We start from the raw sequence: 16,577 nt of genomic DNA, 5'->3' as shown, positions 1-16,577 counted from the left end.
CAATGGCATTACATGATGAGGTAAAGCAGCCACCGAAGGGTGCGCGCATCCGCCAACGAGTTACTCGGTTAGGACCGCAACGATTCCAGTGCGAGTGCGTCGTAATATCCGCGAAAGGGGTAGTGCTCACCGAGGATATCGTGGACATCAATGCGGACTTAGCTTTTGCTGCGTACACTTCGCTGGCTCGGCAAATTCCGACATTACGCGCGGAAGCTATTAGTAAGGTTCGGATCGTTAGCGACGTTCCTTACATTGCACAGGAGCTTGCTGAGCTTAGTAAAGCGCCGAGTCAAGCGCAAGTGGGCAGGATGGCACGAGTGACTTTTGAAAAGTTTTATGCAGCACGAATTGACGCTATAGCGTAATAATTTGCGCAAAAAAGGAGAATGTGGAGTGAGGAACATGTGGGATTTACAGAATGAGGTGGCCGGCTACTTGATCGGCTCAATGGTAGGTACGTTACTAATGTTGCTATTCGCGGGAGTGGTCGCGTATGGCTAAACGGAAATTGTACGAATGTTACAGCTGTGGCGAGCGCAAGCCGTATCAACAGATGACCGGCAAAAAGCGCATAAGGCGCCGTACACGCGGTGAATGTCTCGAGTGCCGACGCAAGCGCGACGCGAGCAATCGGCGCTTGTGGGACATGCGGTTCCGTACGAAGCAGGCGGGGGCATTTATGTTCTTGACGCGCGAGCAGTTGACGGAGTTGGAAGCGCGTACAAATTGCGCTTATTGCGGCGAGGAGTTTAACACGACTATAACGGGGCACAAGCAGATCGACCACGTAATGCCACTCGGCGAGGGGATAACTGCGCGGGGCAACCTAACCGCGGCGTGTAGTTCTTGTAATGCGGGAAAGCATAACCGGCATGTACTCGACTACTACGCTAGAAGCGACAAGTTTACGGACGAGCTACTGGACGCGCTGATCGCTGACCTTGCCGCGCAGAACCAATGCACGCCGAAAAGTATGCGGGGCTTGTTGGAAAGTAGCAGGGAGCTTATGAGCGAAAGGAGGGCGGCAGAGTGTACGTAAAACAAGCTATTATATCGCTACAAATGCGGGCGGTCGAAGGAGAGCCGCGCGTGTGGCGATTTTACGTAAAGATTATCGACAATGGAAACGCCCAGGTCGTGGAAGATTACTGTATGAAAATCGGCAACACGACGGAGCAGGCGGCTATTGCGCGGGCTAAACGCGAGGCGTACGAATGTGCGGCGAGGGCAGGGTTCGAGTGCGTGGCGCACATTCTGAGCAATATCGAGGCTTATAAACTAATACGATAAAAGGGGACGGTATTATGACCAGTAAAGAGCGTAATACGATAATGGAAGGAAACGGAGACGGAGTGGAGGAGCCAAGAGTCGTGATATCGATTAGTTTCGAGCCCGATTTTCAAACCGAAAACAGATGGATATTCACCGTTGAGTACTTAGATAAAGATACAAGAGATAAAATTGATGAAATATGTGTTCGCCCCAACTATGAGGGTTTGGACAGAGCGCGATTAGTGGCAACAGAATCAGCCTATATACACTTACTTAGGTCGGGCTATAAATGGGGAGGAACCCATAGCAGATGCATACCAGTAATAAAAAACTACTAAAAAATTAAAAAGGGGACGATTTATTATGACGGAATTTACTTACTCAAACGAAACACAGGCGAAAATTGACGCAATTAAGACGGAATTAGCAGAGTTCAAGGCGGAAAAGGAAGAGCACGAGCAAAAGTTGGCGGACATTGACGCGCAAATCGAAGAAAAGCAACACGCTACTGCCGCGGAGAGTGACGCTAACAAACAACTACAGCTTATCGAGGAGATCGAGCGGTTGCAAAAGTTGCGCGGAATCTTGGTCGAGAAGGCTCCCGTTGCTAAGGAAAATGCAGAGGAACGCAAGGGTGTTGTTTTAGAGGCGGACAGAGAGTTTTATCAGTTCCGCAAAAAAATAGCCGACGATTTAGCTTCAGAGATTAAAGACTTATCCCGCGAGATTGAGTTACGCGCCCTTAAGATCCAAGACCTAAGCAATGAAGCGCGTAGAAAAATCTTAGATACCTCCTCCGACTGCGGTTTAGGCCTGATTGATAAGCATTTAGGCAGTCTTTACATGAGGTATTCGGGCACTAATACAGGGCTCGCGCGTGTATATACACCTAAAATTAGTATGTTAGGAACATCACAGTTCCTGGATGCCTTACATCGTGGACAACGATTTCACACTAAAAACGAAGTAAAGTGATGTGTCATGAACAGACATTTTTGTGTTGGAGTTCGTAGGTATTTAATGAGAGTGCGAAACGTGAGCTTTATAACAGGAAGATAAAAACTTTGAGGAGAGTGGAATTTTATGACAGAAAAATTACAAGAGGCTAAAGCAAAATTCGGTGAAGCGTATGCTGTGAAGCAAGAAATGAAGGACGGTATTTTTATGATGCTGAAAAAATACGATTCAGATCGTGCGGAGATCAACGACGATCGCACATTGAGCGATGAGGCTAAACATGAGGATAAAAACGGATTGAGAAAACATTACATCGAGAAAACAGACGAATACTACCAGTCCCAGCGTGAGAAATATGAGAAAGCCTTAATTAGCGCGCGAACAACCGCCGAATTAGAGTTATCGAAGAAACCAGCCGAGCCGTCGGAACAAGACCGCCAGCTCCATGACCATGCGTTCGGTGAGATTAAGCTAGGAATAGCATTTACTGGACACCGCGACTACCTCGCATTAAAGGATTATGTGGACTCGTTACCGACTAAATACTCCGAGCATCAATTGCAATATTTCGCTGCTGATGTATTGTCCTATGTTGCGACACTCGTAGAAGGTAGCGACATGGATAAGGTCCGTCAAATGCGTCCTCTGTATGATAAGTTACAAAAGATGAAAGAAGGTCCATATGCAAGTGACGCAAAACAGATCATTGAAGGAGCAAACAGCATGCTGAAGAGTAGCGTAGTTGACCCAACTTACGCGCAAGCAGTCCAGCAGAAATTAAACTATAAATTTAAGTAACGACGGAAAAATAAAATTCGCAAGGAGCTCGCCATAACCGGCGGGCTTTTTTGCGTTGGGAGGAATTTTTATGGCGAGAATATCGCGCAAGAATCAGGAAGATATTAAGCTACTTGCTGGCACGATCATTGCGCAGCCTTTACCGCAGCTGTGGACGGATGCACAGGCGGATGCGGTACTTAAAGCTTCGCGAAGATTAAGGCGTAAGCCAAGCACTTCGCGTTTGGGGCGTCAGTATTATTTTATGTTTAAGGCGAGAGAGTGTCACTTAGCCGGGGATATCCAAACGGCTAAGAGTTACCTAGCTAAGTCTGCGGAAGAAGCTGGTTTCAATGGCATTTAATTTAGAGGCGGTACTTAAACTTCGCGATGATTTTAGCGGAGAGATGCGCAAAGCCACGGACGAGGTTAAAAAATCCGAATCTATTTTCGGTGGCTTCGCGAAAAATGCTGGCAAAGCTTTACTAGGCGTATCTGCCGCAACAGCTGGTGCGATGGCTTACTCAACGAAGCAATTTGCGGACTTTGAACAGGGCATGAACGAGGTTTACACGCTAATGCCCGGACTAAGCGAGAAAGCAATGGGCGAAATGGAAGGTCATGTACTGGACTTCTCGAAACAGTTTGGCGTGCTTCCCAACGAAACTATCCCCGCGCTCTATCAAGCTATCTCCGCAAGTGTACCAAAGGATAACGTGTTCGAGTTTCTCGAAACTGCGCAGATGGCTGCAAAGGGCGGGGTAGCTCCGTTAGAGACTGCCGTAGATGGTATAACGTCAGTTGTAAACGCTTACGGTAGCGAAGTATTAAGCGCAGCTGAAGCGTCCGACCTTATGTTTACGGCGGTTAAAAACGGTAAAACCGACTTTAATCAGCTGGCTAACACGCTTTACAACGTCACACCAACTGCGTCTGCTTTAGGCGTAGAATTTGGCGATATAACTGCGGCACTTGCGACAATGACGGCAGCCGGAACACCTACCGCAACAGCTACGACCCAACTGCGCCAAGCGTTTATTGAACTGTCCAAAGATGGCGGTAAAGCTTCGGGCGTATTCCAGGACATGGCTGGCAAAACATTTACGGAGTTTATCGCGGAGGGCGGCAACGTAGCCGATGCGTTTAACCTTATGTATGATGCCGCGGATGAAATGGGTGTAGGTGTAAACGACCTGTTCGGCTCAGTCGAAGCCGGGGCCGCAGTATTAGGCTTAACGGGCGGTAGTGCCGAGACATTTGCGAAAAACATCGCGGACATGGGCGATTCTGCCGGAGCCACTGAAACCGCCTTTGAACAGATGAATAGTGGTATTTGGGCGAGTTTAGATCGGCTTAAAGCCGGCATCGTTGCCAATGCGATTGAGCTCGCAAACGAGTGGGAGCCCGTCATAACAAGCGCGTTGGACGGACTTGAGGCGCATCTACCGAAGATACAGGAATTTATTTCCGGTGCCTTTGAGAAGGTCGGCGAGGTAATTGCGTGGGTTTCGAATGACGTTATTCCTATCGCAACGGATGCTATTCAGAATGTTATTTCTAAGGCGCAGGAGTTTCGCGACTATATAACGAGCAACTGGGCGTCAATCGAACCGATAGTGTACGGACTTGCTGGCGCAATGGTGGCGCTCAAAACGGGCATGATCGCAGCCCAGACGATTGACGCGGTAACGAAGGCATGGACGCTGTACCGTACGGCTGGCTTCGGTGCAGCTGCCGCGTCGTGGGGGCTTACTGCCGCGCTGTTGGCGAATCCAATTACGTGGATTGTCGCAGGTATAACGGGCTTAGTGCTTGCGGGTATTGCGCTGTGGCGCAACTGGGACACCGTTAAGGAGAAAGCAACGGAGCTTTGGGCGTGGCTTCGCGAATCATTTAGCACGGGCAAGGAATGGGTTGTTACGAAATTAGGCGAATTAGCAACGGGCGCGGTCGAAAAGTTCAACGAGTTACGAACGCGTGCAGGCGAATCCTTGACGCAATTTCTTGAGTCTACGAAGTCATTCTTCGCACAGTTACCCGAAACAGCTGCGTATTACCTCGGCTTAATGATCGGACAAGCGACGGTTTGGCTTCAGCAACTTCCTGCGCGTATGAGCGAGTTCCTAATTCAGACGCGAGACACCGCAGTAGAAAACCTGTCGTCTATGGCGACAAGCTTCGGTGAATGGTTTAAAGCTGCGTACGACAATGCGATTGAGTGGGCGAGCCAACTTCCGGATAAGATCGTGGAATTTGTCGCGTCTATCCCGGGAAGAGTGGAGGGGCTTATCGGAAGTGTGAAAGAGAGCTTCGCAAGTCTCGGACGCTCGGTTATTGACGGATTTGTTAGCGGATTCAATAAGGCTAAAGATGCGATAACTGGCTTAGCTGGCAGCGTATTTGAGCGTGCTGTGGGCGGATTCCAAGCCGCGAGAGATGTCGGCGGAAGCTTCTTGTCCGGTTTTACTGCCGGTAGAAGTGGCGGGGCTAGTCGAAGTCATTATCACGGATTAGATCGCGTTCCCTTCGATGGCTATAATGCGACGCTGCACAAAGGCGAGCGCGTACTAACTGCGCAGGAAGTAAAGGCGATGGACTCCGGCGCCGGAACTGGAGTCGTAATCAGCGGAAACACGTTTAACGTGCGCCAAGAAAGCGATATTGACGCCATTGCAAGCGCGCTATTGGCGAAACTAGAGCAAGCGCGATTGGCGGGAGCTTAATGAGTACGCCTATTATGCGCGGAGGATACGCGGAAATCCGTTTAGAGCATGATAACGGGTCTCGAATCGCCGACGTAACGGAGATAGTGACGAGCGTAAATTGGTCGGGAGATGTCAACGAAGCTTATCGCGCGCTTGAGGTGACGCTCAAGAATACGCTGGATATGCGCGAAAGACGCATCGACTTCGAAAATGGTGACAGGATTCGGTTTTACAACCACGACGAGGAGCTTTTTCGCGGGCGTATATTCAAGTTCGGCATTAACCACACTGGCGACGAAACGCTAACGGTGTACGATACGAATACGTACCTAACTAGGTCGCAGATAACGCGCACATTCAGAAACGTAACCGCGTCGGATATATTTACTCGTGTTGCCCGCGAGTATGGCGTCACGCCGGGCGAAGTAGCGGACACTGGCTACCGTATTCCGAAGCTAGTTGCGAACGGGGATACGCTATTCCAGCTGTTTGTTAAAGCGCTGACCCTAACGGAGAAGCAGAACGGGCGCAGGTTCCGAATTATCAACCGCCAGGGCCGCGTTCATTTGGAGGAACGTAAGGCGCAGGTGACGCGGCAGGTCCTGGAGAGTGGCGCCAATATACTAAGCGCGAGCTATTCGCAGTCGATCGAAGATTTACGCAATCGGCTCGTTATGGTGGGCGGAGATAAAGACCAGTTTCGCGAAGTCCGCATAAACCAGCAGCTCATCGACAAATACGGGCTGATGGCGGCGGTTGAATCGTATAGCGGTAACGAGGTCAAGCGCGCCGAGGTGAAGCAAGCCGCCGATCAAAAGTTTCGCGAGTTGGCGACGATTAACGACGAAGCTAACGTGACGTGTCTCGGTATTAATAGCGTTACCTCGGGTAGTGCCGTTTATGTGGTCGAACGTATGACGGGAATCCTCGGAGGTTATTACGTATCAAGCGACCAGCATACGTTCACCAACGGAAAGCATGAGATGCGATTGACGCTATCTGCGACGGATGATTTGCCGCGCATTGAGGTAAAGCCGGAGAAAGAACCGAAAAAACCGAAGAAAAAGAAGGAGGAACGCTGACATGGCAAAGAAATTAACCGAAAAACAGTTGCAGGCGATTGAATTAATCTCGACATACCGCAAGCCAAAGCTCACGTATCGAGAGGTGGCGGATAAGGTAGGTGTAAGTGAGCAAACTTTGCGTAGATGGCGACAAGATAACGAGTTCTATGTTGAGCTGAAAGAAGAGATTGTGCGCAGAACGGTGCTCGATCTCCCGGATGTTTATCATTCGATGGTAGACGAGGCTATTAACAAGCGTAATGCCGCGATGACTAAGTTACTACTTCAATCGCACAGTATGCTTACCGATAAGACGAAAATTGAAACGTTTGAGGTACCGCGTCCAGAGATCGACGTGGACGAGTTGAAGGCAATGACGGAACGCTTTAAATCCGGCACGGATACTAGCGACGAGCCTCGCGAAAATGTCCAGCTAACGCTACAGATTCCGCCAAAGTTGTAGCTGTCAGACGCTCTCAGCGTAATCGACAAACGGGTTTGCGCATAGTTGCCCGTCTCGTTTGCGCTGAGCCGTGTTACGTTTCGCGATGAACGACAAATATAATAGAAGAAACGCGCACAAACTCGTTGCTTTTACCCGCGGATATTGGTAGAATAAGCCTAATAAACGCAGTCTGTGCGGTCACTTGCCGTTTCAGATTTCGGGGAAGCTAACGAGGCAAATCGTCGGGGGTTCGAATCCCTCCTGGGACGCCATTTGCTTAAAATGAACGGAAATATAAAATATCAATTTTGCCACAAAGCCTTATATATCAAGGTTTTGTGGCTTTTTCTTATTTTTAACTATCAAAGGAGATAAAATATAAATTAAATTTTTTCTATACAAATTCTATACATCATCCGATCATTGATTTAAATAATGAAGCAGTGGCATTCTCGTCTTTGTCTCTTAGTTCTTTTACGATATGAGCATAGGTGTTTAATGTCGTCTCTATATCGCCATGTCCTAGACGTTCCGACACATAATAGATTGATACGCCTTTATAAAGCAAAATGCTCGCATGAGTGTGCCTGAGACCGTGTATCGTGATATGGGATAATTTTAATTCTTGTAAGAGTTTTTTCAATTCCTTATTTACTGCATTATTGCTAATGACACCATATTTTGAGGCATTGCTATAAAACACTAGTTTGGAGATATGTTCTGGCTCATTTGCAAACAGATCTTGAAACACATTCATAGTCATATGATCCATTTTAATCTCTCGATTAGACTGCTCGTTCTTCGTAGGACCCCATCCAGTGTGCATCTTATTCGTATATCCCCATGTTTTGTTTATTGAAATAGTCTTTGTTACAAAGTTAAAGTCTTTTCTAGTTAAGCCTAGAAGCTCGCTGAAGCGTAATCCTGAGGTTGTAGCTAATAAAATGAGGTATTGCACCTTAGATTTGTTTTTGTGCTTATAGAGCCATCTCAGAAGAATTTCACCCTCTGAATAATTTAAGTGTTTATCAGAACTCTTTTTCGTAGGAACTGATCCAGATAAAGTAACCCCACGAGTAAAGTCTACCCTTATTAATCCCTCATCTACTGCATCTTTTACGCAAGCTCTAATGTGAGTGTTTAGCTTACGAGTAGACTCTTTTGCGTGAGATTGGGCGTAGTCATTTAAAAATCCTTGATATTTTCGCTTAGTAATCTGCTGGATCGGCGTGTCGCCAAAGTAATTCAACACAGTATTAACGGAGTTTTGGTAACGAGATAGAGTGTTGCCTACTATATCTACTTTGTAGAGGCTTAACCATGATGCAAAATAATCCGAAAAGGGTACAGGTTTTAAATTTGGCACAACACCTTTCCGCATTTCCAGTTCAATTTCAGCAGCTGCAACTTGTGCCTCTTTTTTTGTTGTGAATCCACTTTTTGTAATCGGCATATACTTAGCATTGACCATACGACTTATAGAATATTGCCACGTTTTACCACGCTTTTTAAAACTAGCCATAAATAACACCTCATTTCGTTAATAATTGGTATTGAGCTTGCTTCTCACGAATAAATTGTAATTTCTTTATAACATAGCTTTCTGGAACACAAAAACTATCAGATAAGTGATAGACAACTTGTGGATCGTTGAGATCAAATTCATCCATCATTTTATAGGGCATGGCAGCATAAAATTCGAAGTGCTGTGCATCCCACTCCATAAAATCTTTTAAAGCAGTGGGGAGAAGGTGAGCGCCCGGAATGGATCTTAATAAGTGACCAAGCTCATGAAAAAATTCTAACCTACGTTGTTTAGGATCCAGATCGATATTCAAGTAGATAGCTCTAAATCTACCTGATTGCTGACAATGAGAAGCTTTATTTGTTTTGTTTATAAATATTCCAAGTTGGTAAGCGACCTCCTCCTCAGACATATCTCTGTAATTATTAATACCGATTTGATCAAGTAGATTAAATACAAATTCTTCTCTGTGACTGTGAGTGTAAATCATAGAATTCTCCTATTCAATTTATAATTATCATCATAAAGAGAACGTACGTTCTAAAAAAAGGTTAAAAGAAAACTTACTTAATAAAAGTAAGATTAAACAAAATATGTTAGGTAAAGTGTTATTCCATAAAGGCAAAAAATTTCGATAAGCCAAAAAGTTGAAAAACGTACTGCGGTTAATAAAACAGTATCATTATTATATTTTAAATGCCTTTTTGAAAAAATTTTATTTAAATCTTTCGCATCAAAAATATCTTTGTAAATTTTCTTTAGAGAAAAGAAATACCTAGTGTTAATCATAAGTTCTTTTCTAATTTGCTTAATGGTTATAATTAAATAAAAGGTGGAGATAAGAAGAACTACCATTGTAAAATTATAAATTTCAGTATTAAATATCCTTAATTCTGAATTCGATGACAAAGAATTAAAGACAAATATTGACACGAAGTAAGTTAGTAATGTCAATGTATTGTTTTTAAAACTTGAAATAATATAGCCAGTAACATCTTTAGATTTCACAGAGATCTCAGCAGAAATTTCAGCAACTTTATTTTTCACTTCAATATATTTTTCAACGTTGTCCTTCAAGTAAATCTTATATGCTGATATTATCGATTGGAAGCAATCATTTTCGATAATAAATTGATTTTCTCTAGATATTATATGCCTAGAAATAATGTTTCTAGAGAGACCAAGTTTATCATCGATCGTACTATGAGAATCTTCATAAATCCACAAATAGATTTTATTTAATTCTTCATCATTCTTTATATCGAGGTTTTTAAAGTCTAAGTTGTAATCGATTAATTTATATCCGTTTAATTTGAATTGAAATTCGTTGTCATTAATTGTAGATAAATCTGCTAAAAATGATATATTTAATAAGAATTTGATTTTGTCAAATATTATCTTAAGATTAGAGAAGCTTTCACTGTATTCAATCATATTAAAATCATCTGGGATAAAATTAAACTGATTAATATTCTGCGCATTGCAAGAAATTTTCCAAGCATCTAATCGCTTCGACTTATGTGATCCGAGGTTTTGGCTGGCGAAAGCAACATAATCACCATTAGACGGTGATTTAAAGTTCAACAAATCTGAACCGGTGAAGATTTCGGATAAACTATTTAGAATCTCTTCTAAAGTTAAAGTATTAACATGATCGTAAAATGCATTAATATCATAAATTGACAATGTTGATATATTGGACTTAATAATCTCAAACTTTAAAGTGAAAATCGATTCTTTATCAATATTATCGTTAATACTCAAAACATCATTAAAATCATCTATGTTTTGTATAGTGAATCTTTCTGGTTCAGACTCATCAATAGAAATAGCTATATTTAGTGAATCAGAATTAATTAATAAATTGTTATAATGGGTAAGGACACCTTCTTTAATTTTTTCACCGGGCTCCAGGACGACCTTGGAAGAGTAAACTGAAAAATCCTCTGTTACATCAACCATGTTTTCCCCTCCAAATAATTAATCATCATTTTTAAAATTAAACTGTTTAAAAACTTCATCATCATTAACTTTTATTTCTATAATTTTTTGTCCATTGGCTTTTTTCTCTGCTCTAATAATATGTTTTAAATTTCTTACGTGTCCATTGGTTCTTAATTCAATTTCATCTGTTAGTGGATAAGTCTTCTTGAATCTAGCTGTAATTTCCGAAGGGATTAATTTGAATTGTGTGTCAAAGTTTTCCTTCTCTTTTAACTTGGTAACCTTGTCCTTTATATGATCTATAGTTACTTTATCATTTTCCATAGTATAATTCCCAAAAACATGATCTATCATTCTATCAAAATGAAAATTCTCCTGATTTTTAAAATAACCTACTAAATTATTTCTAAGCTCAGTATAGTCAGCTGGAGCTTGCTTTTTTAAATTTTTAGATATTATAAGTTCTATATCTTGAAAGGCTAATCTAGTGTTTTTTTGATCGCTTGTCATTTCTTTAGACTCTAAGAAATTATTAGTCCAATAATCAGCTATTGAAGAGCTTGTATCTGCAACTACTAAATCTAAATCGACTTCATCGTCGTCAATTAAAACAAATTTAATGATAGCAGTTTTGAGAGCTGGTTCATTAATCAGAAAGCCTGAATCTCTTTCGAAATTTTGTTCAGATAAAAAATCTTCAGAATCAATTTTGGCTAAGACACACGAGAACTCCCCATAAAAATCAACATTGAAAGTTATTATCAAACTTCCTTTTCTCGGCTTTTGCATGGCAGGTCTTGTATTAATTAAGTGTATCTCTGAATTTAATAGTCTCTGTGCTATAATTTCACACTTTTTTAAGAATGAGCTAACAACACTTTTATCATCGCTATTTGTATAAATTTCAAATAATTGATTAGCTACTTCAGACGTGTTGCTATAAAATCTATAACCTCTTTTGTTTGGATTTTCTAATATGTTATTTATTGTATCATTCACAAATTTCTCTGCATCATTAGTATCAAATTTTCTACTGATAACAGTTTCTGAATCACGATCAATATTAAATAAAGAAGCAGCAATTGTTTTAATAATAATCCCTCTTTCAATTTAAATAATTTAGTTGTATTTAACGCAAATTAATACTGTTTATTTTAGAGATAAAGGTCTTTAAAATTGTAATTCAACAAATAAATTCTTTTAATGACAATTTTTTCGCTATTGTGTATAAAAAAGGGACAAGCTGCATGATGGCTACTTGTCCTTTTGTGTTTTAAAAACCTACACTTTACATTGTAAAGTGATAGGGTAAAAAAAATGTGCACTCTATAGTGCGCACTACTCGCCTTTCTTCTTCGCTTCCTCATCCATCTGCTTTCTCTTCTCAACCACCCATTTAAAATGATTGCGCAGCTCTTCAATGTCTTGCTCGGTCAGATTATCCCAATCAGCCTGATTGTAGAAAAACATGTCAATACCATGTTCGCCAGCTTCACGCTGTAGATCGGCGCCTGTAATCTTTTGTGGCTCTGGATCATTTACTCGGCCAAGGAGGTAATCTGTAGAAACATCATAGAATTCAGCAATTTTAGTAAGTGTGTCATAATCCGGCTTACGTTTACCTTTTTCATAGGCGGTGTATGCAGGACGAGTAATTCCAATAATTTTGGCTATATCTTCTTGTGTTTTTTTTCGATTACTTCTCAAGTACTGTAATCTTTGACCTAACATTGTAGGCACCTCATTATTTTATTTATTGTTTAATTAAAATTATAACGTAACAAATAGTTACAATACATCCCATGTAACAAATAGAAACATTTTTTTGCTTTATTTGTTGACAAAGTAACAAAATGATACTATTATGAATGTAACGAAACGATACTTTTTGAGGGGGTGTTACTTTTATGAGAACTTGGATGAAAGAGTTAAGAATTAGTAAAGGATTGACTCAAGAAAAAGTTGCTGAATCAGCTGGGATCAAGCGTCCTTATTATGCAATGATAGAATCTGGTGATAGAAACCCTAGCGTTAATGTAGCTAAGTTAATTGCAGATAAACTGGATTTCAACTGGACAATTTTTTTTGATAAAGAATGTAACGAAAAGACACATTCCGAGGAGGTGATCTAGTGATCTGCCCCCGATGCAATTGGAACGAAAAAGATTGGCGCACCTATTGTCGGATTTGTAATTACCCACTTAAGAAAGAGCAAAAGAAAAAGTGATGGTGACAGTCGAAATGGGGAGGGCATGTTTAGGCTCACGGGTAAGTTCTTATCTCTTCTATATAAAAAGTATACTCGATAGCATAAATAATTATTGCCCACTGTCTGCACATGTGCAGCATTTGCACGCTAGGGAGGTGATTACCATGCAGTTCGGATCACTTCTACGCAAAACTCGCAAAGCATCAGGCTTTAGTCAAGAGGAGGTAGCTGAAAAGTTATTAGTCTCTAGGAGCACTGTTTCAAGATTAGAGAACGACGAAATTGAATTAAAGGCAGTCGATTTAATTCGGTGGTTTCAGGTGACACAGGCTCCTGAAATAACAGTCGCTTTGCTAGTAGGTCTCGATGTATCAGCTATACAGCAAATAGTCTCTAGTCTCACACAGATCATTAGTTAGGAGGATGAATGATGGAACAACAATTGAATGTACAGCTTACGATTCCTGTACCTGAGGGACAAGTGATGATCTCTAAAGTTGAGTTAGAAGAGCTAAAATCGAGTTCGTTAGAAGGTCTTTACTGGAACATGAAGGATTTAGAAAAGAGGACAGGAAAGAGTGATCCTTGGATTAAAGAGAACATTTTATATCCAACGAAGTTTCGCCAAGAGTTGGACATTAAAAATGGAGGATTTGTTTATTACCCAGTTAGAGGACAGACTTGGTCGTTCCAAGCGAAGAAAATGTCCAAATTTCTAGAAGATAATTTTAATCGAATTTTTAATATGTAAAGGGAGGCAAATCATGAAGGCTAAACCATTCCAACATCTTAAGGAAGAGGCAGTTAGATATATGATCAGCAGCATTTCACTTGAGCGAGAGTATATGAGTGGGACGGAAAAAGATTTACTCGATATTGCTTTTTCGAAAGTCGTTTTATCTCGTAAAAACGCAGAATTAGACAGCATGGAAATGATTCTGTTATCGAAAGCGCTCAAACGATTATCAGTGCGACTCTTTGAACAATATGGACGAGAAGCGTTCAAGCCAACAAGAAGAGAGCTAATCAATACGGCGCACAAAATTGATATTGCTCGCTTGTATCACCAAAAAAAACATCATCCACTGAATGACTTAAAAAAGCACAAAAAAATACTGACCGCCTAGTGAACGATCAGTAAAAAGATAAATTAATGTCAACAACCTACTTAAATTATAGCTTAATGCTATTTAAAAGGCAAGCTTCGGCTTTGCCTTTAGGCTCCTGGGATATTAACCTGCGTCCTTCCTAATTCCTCGCCCGGGAGCCTAAAGGTGTAGCTGACACCAACTAATGCAGAAGGGAGAAAAACAAAGTGAAAACGATCAAGTACAATGGAGACCTTTTTGAAGTCGTTGATGAAATGTATTTAGACTATGAAGAACGTACAGGAGTCATGATGGGATATTTAAAATGCCTTCATGTGAGTGGAGAATTCGGGCACGTAACAATATTAGAGGTCGAATTTTCTTATCACAGCAATTTAGATAACCCATCTTTCTACAAGGCTACATTAATAACTTTAGGTAATAAAATGATGCGAGCTATTAAAGAGAGGAGAAAAGAGTATGCCGATTAATACAGTTAGTGGAGAGGTTAGAGTGTTTTGTGGTGCACAGTCGCAAGTTAATGAGTTTCTTTTCGAAAACCCTGATTTAGAAGTCCTAGACATTCAAATGTCTTCTGGATCGTCGTTTGTAAAAATCATGGTCATTTATCGCCCAGAAGAATAACTTCCCCTAGGAGGTAGATTAATGTGAACAACCTATTTAGACATCGCAGGATTCTACTTCCTAAACATTGTTTCGATCACGAGAAGCCTCTAGAAGGACGTATAAGAGCTTATTTAGATAAGTCCTATCCAGAGGTTAAACTCGTAAGAATTGATGGCAAATTCGCCATTTGTGAAGGGAGGTAGACAATGGAAGCTTTAACATACGAACGGGCTGGCAAAGTCGTTACGGATTCAATCACTTTGGCTGCTGCTTTCGGTAAAGGGCATGACAAGGTATTACGAGATATCCGAAAAATAAATTGTTCGGAAGGATTTAGACTCGCCAATTTTGGAGAGTCCGAATATCAGAATAAGCAGGGAAGAAAGATGCCCATGTATATCTTGACCTATGAAGGGTTCGTATTCATTGCAATGGCTTATACAGGATCTAAAGCAACAGAGCTAAAAGAGGCTTTTATCTCCGATTTTTCAAATCGATTGAATGCGGTTGAATCAAATAGTGAGCATGTTCAGCAATTAGAGTCTGCATACATAGACTCCATCACGCTCCGATCATCTCAGCAAAAAGATCTTCAACAAAAAGTTAGAGAGATTATTTATCGGTATAAGGAACATGTAGATGATAAGGGTAGGCGAAAGTATTTTGCATCTATCTATAGCTCATTAAAGCGTGAGTATCAAGTTGACTCTTATCGTGACATTTTAGATAAGGATTTCACTTCAGCGCTTGAATATATTGAAAGATGGGGACACGCCACATTTGGAGAGTCGTCATAAAAGGGGAGATTGGCTTATGAATCAACAAGATTTTATGGAGCATATGTTGTCAATCAACATTGAAGGGCATGTGATCCCTCATGCTTGGTTTAATGCACTCAAATTTGAAAATGGCAAAGTTGATTTGAACAGCATTGTCTTGCTATCGGAAATTGTTTATTGGTATCGACCAGTAGCAGATAAAGACAAGCTCACAGGTGAATTTAAGGGGTACAAAACTAAGTTTGATGCAGACAAGTTACAGCGATCGTATAAGGCGCTATGCAGCCAGTTTGGATTGACCACAAAACAAGTTAGAGAGGCTCTAAAGCGTTTAGAGGATAAAGGGTTGGTTAAGCGTGAATTTAGAAACGTTAACGTAAAAGGTAAGCAAATGAGTAACGCCATGTTTATTAGCCTTGATCCGATAAAGCTTAAACAAATATCGGGGGTTAGAATCCAGAAGGATGTTTCCCTAGAAGGAAATACCCCCCTTCCCTCAAAGGAAACACCCTCCTTCCCTGGAGGGAAAGACGTATACAAAGATTACTATACAGAGATTTATAAAGAAATAGTGTCTTTCTTGAATCAGCAAACAGGCAAGGCATTCAAACACACAACACCAAAAACCCAAAAGCTAATAAGAGATCGACTTAAAGAGGGAAACACTGTTGATGATTTTAAACAAGTTATTCGGAACAAAGTCGCTAGTTGGAAAGGCGATCCAAAATGGGATGAATATTTACGCCCTGTGACTTTGTTTAGTAATAAGTTTGAAGGTTACTTAAACAAGAATGTGCCAGCAAATAAAAAGCCAGCTGGAGGTTTCGCTCAATTTGCTGAAAAAGGGGATGATCCTAGTGACAAGGAATGAGGTTGCAGAGCTTTTGGAACAAATCAATGCAGCTTATCCAAATAAGATTGAGCAAACGGAGACAACGTTTAACTTATGGCTTAGACAAATGAAAGATCAATCAGCAGCAGATGTCTTTAGACGATTAGACGCCTATATCCTTGTTAACAAGTTTGCTCCAGGAATTGGCGACTTGAAGCGAGTTGAGCGCCCTGAGCATAACAAGAATCCATTGCAAAAATATGAGCATTGGAAGTCTAAAGCTTCGCAGGGACCTAGTGAAGAGCAGAAACTTCGCATCAGGGAAATATTATCTGCTAGGGAGGGATAAA

Annotated in this window: 24 protein-coding genes; 19 read left to right on the top strand and 5 right to left on the bottom strand. The window is 41.4% G+C overall.

Annotated features, from left to right (window positions below; genetic code table 11):
• Positions 1-2 precede the first annotated feature (2 nt).
• The 10 genes from FLK61_RS13605 (at position 3) to FLK61_RS13560 (ending at position 7,241) form a co-directional block, all read left to right on the top strand.
• Positions 3-368, top strand: coding sequence for a hypothetical protein (locus FLK61_RS13605; protein WP_176009937.1), 366 nt, complete (start codon positions 3-5; stop codon positions 366-368).
• Positions 369-496: 128 nt separating this feature from the next.
• Positions 497-1,042: an HNH endonuclease signature motif containing protein gene (locus tag FLK61_RS20350; RefSeq protein WP_217706290.1), complete on the top strand. Its 546-nt coding sequence runs from the start codon at positions 497-499 to the stop codon at positions 1,040-1,042.
• A complete protein-coding gene (locus FLK61_RS13595; RefSeq protein ID WP_176009936.1) occupies positions 1,033-1,293 on the top strand; it encodes a hypothetical protein in 261 nt (86 codons plus the stop codon). The genes FLK61_RS20350 and FLK61_RS13595 overlap by 10 nt, the downstream gene beginning before the upstream one ends.
• Positions 1,294-1,307: 14 nt before the next feature.
• Entirely contained in the window at positions 1,308-1,613 is a 306-nt protein-coding gene (locus FLK61_RS13590) for a hypothetical protein (RefSeq protein WP_176009935.1), read from the top strand.
• A gap of 25 nt (positions 1,614-1,638) precedes the next feature.
• Positions 1,639-2,250: a hypothetical protein gene (locus tag FLK61_RS13585; RefSeq protein WP_176009934.1), complete on the top strand. Its 612-nt coding sequence runs from the start codon at positions 1,639-1,641 to the stop codon at positions 2,248-2,250.
• 108 nt (positions 2,251-2,358) lie between these two features.
• Complete coding sequence (locus tag FLK61_RS13580; RefSeq protein ID WP_176009933.1) at positions 2,359-3,030, top strand: hypothetical protein; 672 nt, start codon at positions 2,359-2,361, stop codon at positions 3,028-3,030.
• Positions 3,031-3,100: 70 nt separating this feature from the next.
• Entirely contained in the window at positions 3,101-3,373 is a 273-nt protein-coding gene (locus FLK61_RS13575) for a hypothetical protein (protein WP_176009932.1), read from the top strand.
• Positions 3,363-5,732: a phage tail tape measure protein gene (locus FLK61_RS13570; protein WP_176009931.1), complete on the top strand. Its 2,370-nt coding sequence runs from the start codon at positions 3,363-3,365 to the stop codon at positions 5,730-5,732. The genes FLK61_RS13575 and FLK61_RS13570 overlap by 11 nt, the downstream gene beginning before the upstream one ends.
• A complete protein-coding gene (locus tag FLK61_RS13565) occupies positions 5,732-6,796 on the top strand; it encodes an XkdQ/YqbQ family protein (protein ID WP_176009930.1) in 1,065 nt (354 codons plus the stop codon). Before FLK61_RS13570 ends, FLK61_RS13565 begins: the two co-directional genes overlap by 1 nt.
• A 1-nt stretch (position 6,797) precedes the next feature.
• A complete protein-coding gene (locus FLK61_RS13560) occupies positions 6,798-7,241 on the top strand; it encodes a phBC6A51 family helix-turn-helix protein (protein ID WP_176009929.1) in 444 nt (147 codons plus the stop codon).
• Positions 7,242-7,635: 394 nt separating this feature from the next.
• On the opposite strand, the gene FLK61_RS13555 is transcribed toward FLK61_RS13560, so the two are convergent.
• From FLK61_RS13555 to FLK61_RS13535, 5 genes are all read right to left on the bottom strand, one after another.
• A complete protein-coding gene (locus FLK61_RS13555) occupies positions 7,636-8,745 on the bottom strand; it encodes a site-specific integrase (RefSeq protein WP_176009928.1) in 1,110 nt (369 codons plus the stop codon).
• A gap of 10 nt (positions 8,746-8,755) precedes the next feature.
• Entirely contained in the window at positions 8,756-9,238 is a 483-nt protein-coding gene (locus FLK61_RS13550) for an ImmA/IrrE family metallo-endopeptidase (protein ID WP_176009927.1), read from the bottom strand.
• Positions 9,239-9,330: 92 nt separating this feature from the next.
• On the bottom strand, positions 9,331-10,710 hold the full coding sequence (locus tag FLK61_RS13545; protein ID WP_176009926.1) for a hypothetical protein: 1,380 nt from the start codon (positions 10,708-10,710) through the stop codon (positions 9,331-9,333).
• A gap of 18 nt (positions 10,711-10,728) precedes the next feature.
• The gene (locus tag FLK61_RS13540) at positions 10,729-11,691 is read right to left on the bottom strand and encodes a hypothetical protein (protein ID WP_176009925.1); all 963 of its coding nucleotides are present in this window, start codon (positions 11,689-11,691) and stop codon (positions 10,729-10,731) included.
• Positions 11,692-12,030: 339 nt separating this feature from the next.
• A complete protein-coding gene (locus tag FLK61_RS13535; protein WP_176009924.1) occupies positions 12,031-12,423 on the bottom strand; it encodes a helix-turn-helix domain-containing protein in 393 nt (130 codons plus the stop codon).
• A gap of 176 nt (positions 12,424-12,599) precedes the next feature.
• On the opposite strand from FLK61_RS13535, the gene FLK61_RS13530 reads away from it, so the two are divergent.
• The 9 genes from FLK61_RS13530 to FLK61_RS13490 all read left to right on the top strand — a co-directional run bounded on the left by FLK61_RS13530 (position 12,600) and on the right by FLK61_RS13490 (position 16,576).
• Positions 12,600-12,824 carry a helix-turn-helix transcriptional regulator gene (locus FLK61_RS13530; RefSeq protein WP_176009923.1) on the top strand — a complete coding sequence of 75 codons (225 nt, stop codon included), beginning with the start codon at positions 12,600-12,602 and terminating at the stop codon, positions 12,822-12,824.
• A 241-nt stretch (positions 12,825-13,065) separates the two neighbouring features.
• Positions 13,066-13,320: a helix-turn-helix domain-containing protein gene (locus FLK61_RS13525; RefSeq protein WP_176009922.1), complete on the top strand. Its 255-nt coding sequence runs from the start codon at positions 13,066-13,068 to the stop codon at positions 13,318-13,320.
• An 11-nt stretch (positions 13,321-13,331) separates the two neighbouring features.
• Positions 13,332-13,652, top strand: coding sequence for a DUF771 domain-containing protein (locus tag FLK61_RS13520; RefSeq protein WP_176011246.1), 321 nt, complete (start codon positions 13,332-13,334; stop codon positions 13,650-13,652).
• Between the two features lie 13 nt (positions 13,653-13,665).
• Entirely contained in the window at positions 13,666-14,028 is a 363-nt protein-coding gene (locus FLK61_RS13515; RefSeq protein WP_176009921.1) for a hypothetical protein, read from the top strand.
• A 188-nt stretch (positions 14,029-14,216) separates the two neighbouring features.
• The gene (locus FLK61_RS13510; RefSeq protein WP_176009920.1) at positions 14,217-14,480 is read left to right on the top strand and encodes a hypothetical protein; all 264 of its coding nucleotides are present in this window, start codon (positions 14,217-14,219) and stop codon (positions 14,478-14,480) included.
• Positions 14,470-14,634, top strand: coding sequence for a hypothetical protein (locus FLK61_RS13505; RefSeq protein ID WP_176009919.1), 165 nt, complete (start codon positions 14,470-14,472; stop codon positions 14,632-14,634). The genes FLK61_RS13510 and FLK61_RS13505 overlap by 11 nt, the downstream gene beginning before the upstream one ends.
• A gap of 188 nt (positions 14,635-14,822) precedes the next feature.
• Entirely contained in the window at positions 14,823-15,413 is a 591-nt protein-coding gene (locus tag FLK61_RS13500; protein WP_176009918.1) for a Rha family transcriptional regulator, read from the top strand.
• A gap of 16 nt (positions 15,414-15,429) precedes the next feature.
• Complete coding sequence (locus FLK61_RS13495) at positions 15,430-16,266, top strand: conserved phage C-terminal domain-containing protein (protein ID WP_176009917.1); 837 nt, start codon at positions 15,430-15,432, stop codon at positions 16,264-16,266.
• Positions 16,253-16,576, top strand: a complete 324-nt coding sequence (locus FLK61_RS13490; RefSeq protein WP_176009916.1) for a replicative helicase loader/inhibitor — start codon at positions 16,253-16,255, stop codon at positions 16,574-16,576. The genes FLK61_RS13495 and FLK61_RS13490 overlap by 14 nt, the downstream gene beginning before the upstream one ends.
• The last annotated feature ends 1 nt before the right edge of the window (position 16,577 follow it).

It is taken from the genome of Paenalkalicoccus suaedae (assembly GCF_006965545.2).
Lineage (GTDB): Bacteria > Bacillota > Bacilli > Bacillales > Salisediminibacteriaceae > Paenalkalicoccus > Paenalkalicoccus suaedae.
Note: the sequence above shows the minus strand (reverse complement) of the source record. Positions and strands in the feature narration are given on the sequence as shown.

Excerpts from the sequence above, each read along its gene's own strand:
- FLK61_RS13605 (WP_176009937.1), top strand. The coding sequence starts at position 3 with ATGGCATTACATGATGAGGTAAAGCAGCCACCGAAGGGTGCGCGCATC.
- FLK61_RS20350 (WP_217706290.1), top strand. The coding sequence starts at position 497 with ATGGCTAAACGGAAATTGTACGAATGTTACAGCTGTGGCGAGCGCAAG.
- FLK61_RS13590 (WP_176009935.1), top strand. The coding sequence starts at position 1,308 with ATGACCAGTAAAGAGCGTAATACGATAATGGAAGGAAACGGAGACGGA.
- FLK61_RS13585 (WP_176009934.1), top strand. The coding sequence starts at position 1,639 with ATGACGGAATTTACTTACTCAAACGAAACACAGGCGAAAATTGACGCA.
- FLK61_RS13580 (WP_176009933.1), top strand. The coding sequence starts at position 2,359 with ATGACAGAAAAATTACAAGAGGCTAAAGCAAAATTCGGTGAAGCGTAT.
- FLK61_RS13575 (WP_176009932.1), top strand. The coding sequence starts at position 3,101 with ATGGCGAGAATATCGCGCAAGAATCAGGAAGATATTAAGCTACTTGCT.
- FLK61_RS13570 (WP_176009931.1), top strand. The coding sequence starts at position 3,363 with ATGGCATTTAATTTAGAGGCGGTACTTAAACTTCGCGATGATTTTAGC.
- FLK61_RS13565 (WP_176009930.1), top strand. The coding sequence starts at position 5,732 with ATGAGTACGCCTATTATGCGCGGAGGATACGCGGAAATCCGTTTAGAG.
- FLK61_RS13560 (WP_176009929.1), top strand. The coding sequence starts at position 6,798 with ATGGCAAAGAAATTAACCGAAAAACAGTTGCAGGCGATTGAATTAATC.
- FLK61_RS13555 (WP_176009928.1), bottom strand. The coding sequence starts at position 8,745 with ATGGCTAGTTTTAAAAAGCGTGGTAAAACGTGGCAATATTCTATAAGT.
- FLK61_RS13550 (WP_176009927.1), bottom strand. The coding sequence starts at position 9,238 with ATGATTTACACTCACAGTCACAGAGAAGAATTTGTATTTAATCTACTT.
- FLK61_RS13545 (WP_176009926.1), bottom strand. The coding sequence starts at position 10,710 with ATGGTTGATGTAACAGAGGATTTTTCAGTTTACTCTTCCAAGGTCGTC.
- FLK61_RS13535 (WP_176009924.1), bottom strand. The coding sequence starts at position 12,423 with ATGTTAGGTCAAAGATTACAGTACTTGAGAAGTAATCGAAAAAAAACA.
- FLK61_RS13530 (WP_176009923.1), top strand. The coding sequence starts at position 12,600 with ATGAGAACTTGGATGAAAGAGTTAAGAATTAGTAAAGGATTGACTCAA.
- FLK61_RS13525 (WP_176009922.1), top strand. The coding sequence starts at position 13,066 with ATGCAGTTCGGATCACTTCTACGCAAAACTCGCAAAGCATCAGGCTTT.
- FLK61_RS13520 (WP_176011246.1), top strand. The coding sequence starts at position 13,332 with ATGGAACAACAATTGAATGTACAGCTTACGATTCCTGTACCTGAGGGA.
- FLK61_RS13515 (WP_176009921.1), top strand. The coding sequence starts at position 13,666 with ATGAAGGCTAAACCATTCCAACATCTTAAGGAAGAGGCAGTTAGATAT.
- FLK61_RS13505 (WP_176009919.1), top strand. The coding sequence starts at position 14,470 with ATGCCGATTAATACAGTTAGTGGAGAGGTTAGAGTGTTTTGTGGTGCA.
- FLK61_RS13500 (WP_176009918.1), top strand. The coding sequence starts at position 14,823 with ATGGAAGCTTTAACATACGAACGGGCTGGCAAAGTCGTTACGGATTCA.
- FLK61_RS13495 (WP_176009917.1), top strand. The coding sequence starts at position 15,430 with ATGAATCAACAAGATTTTATGGAGCATATGTTGTCAATCAACATTGAA.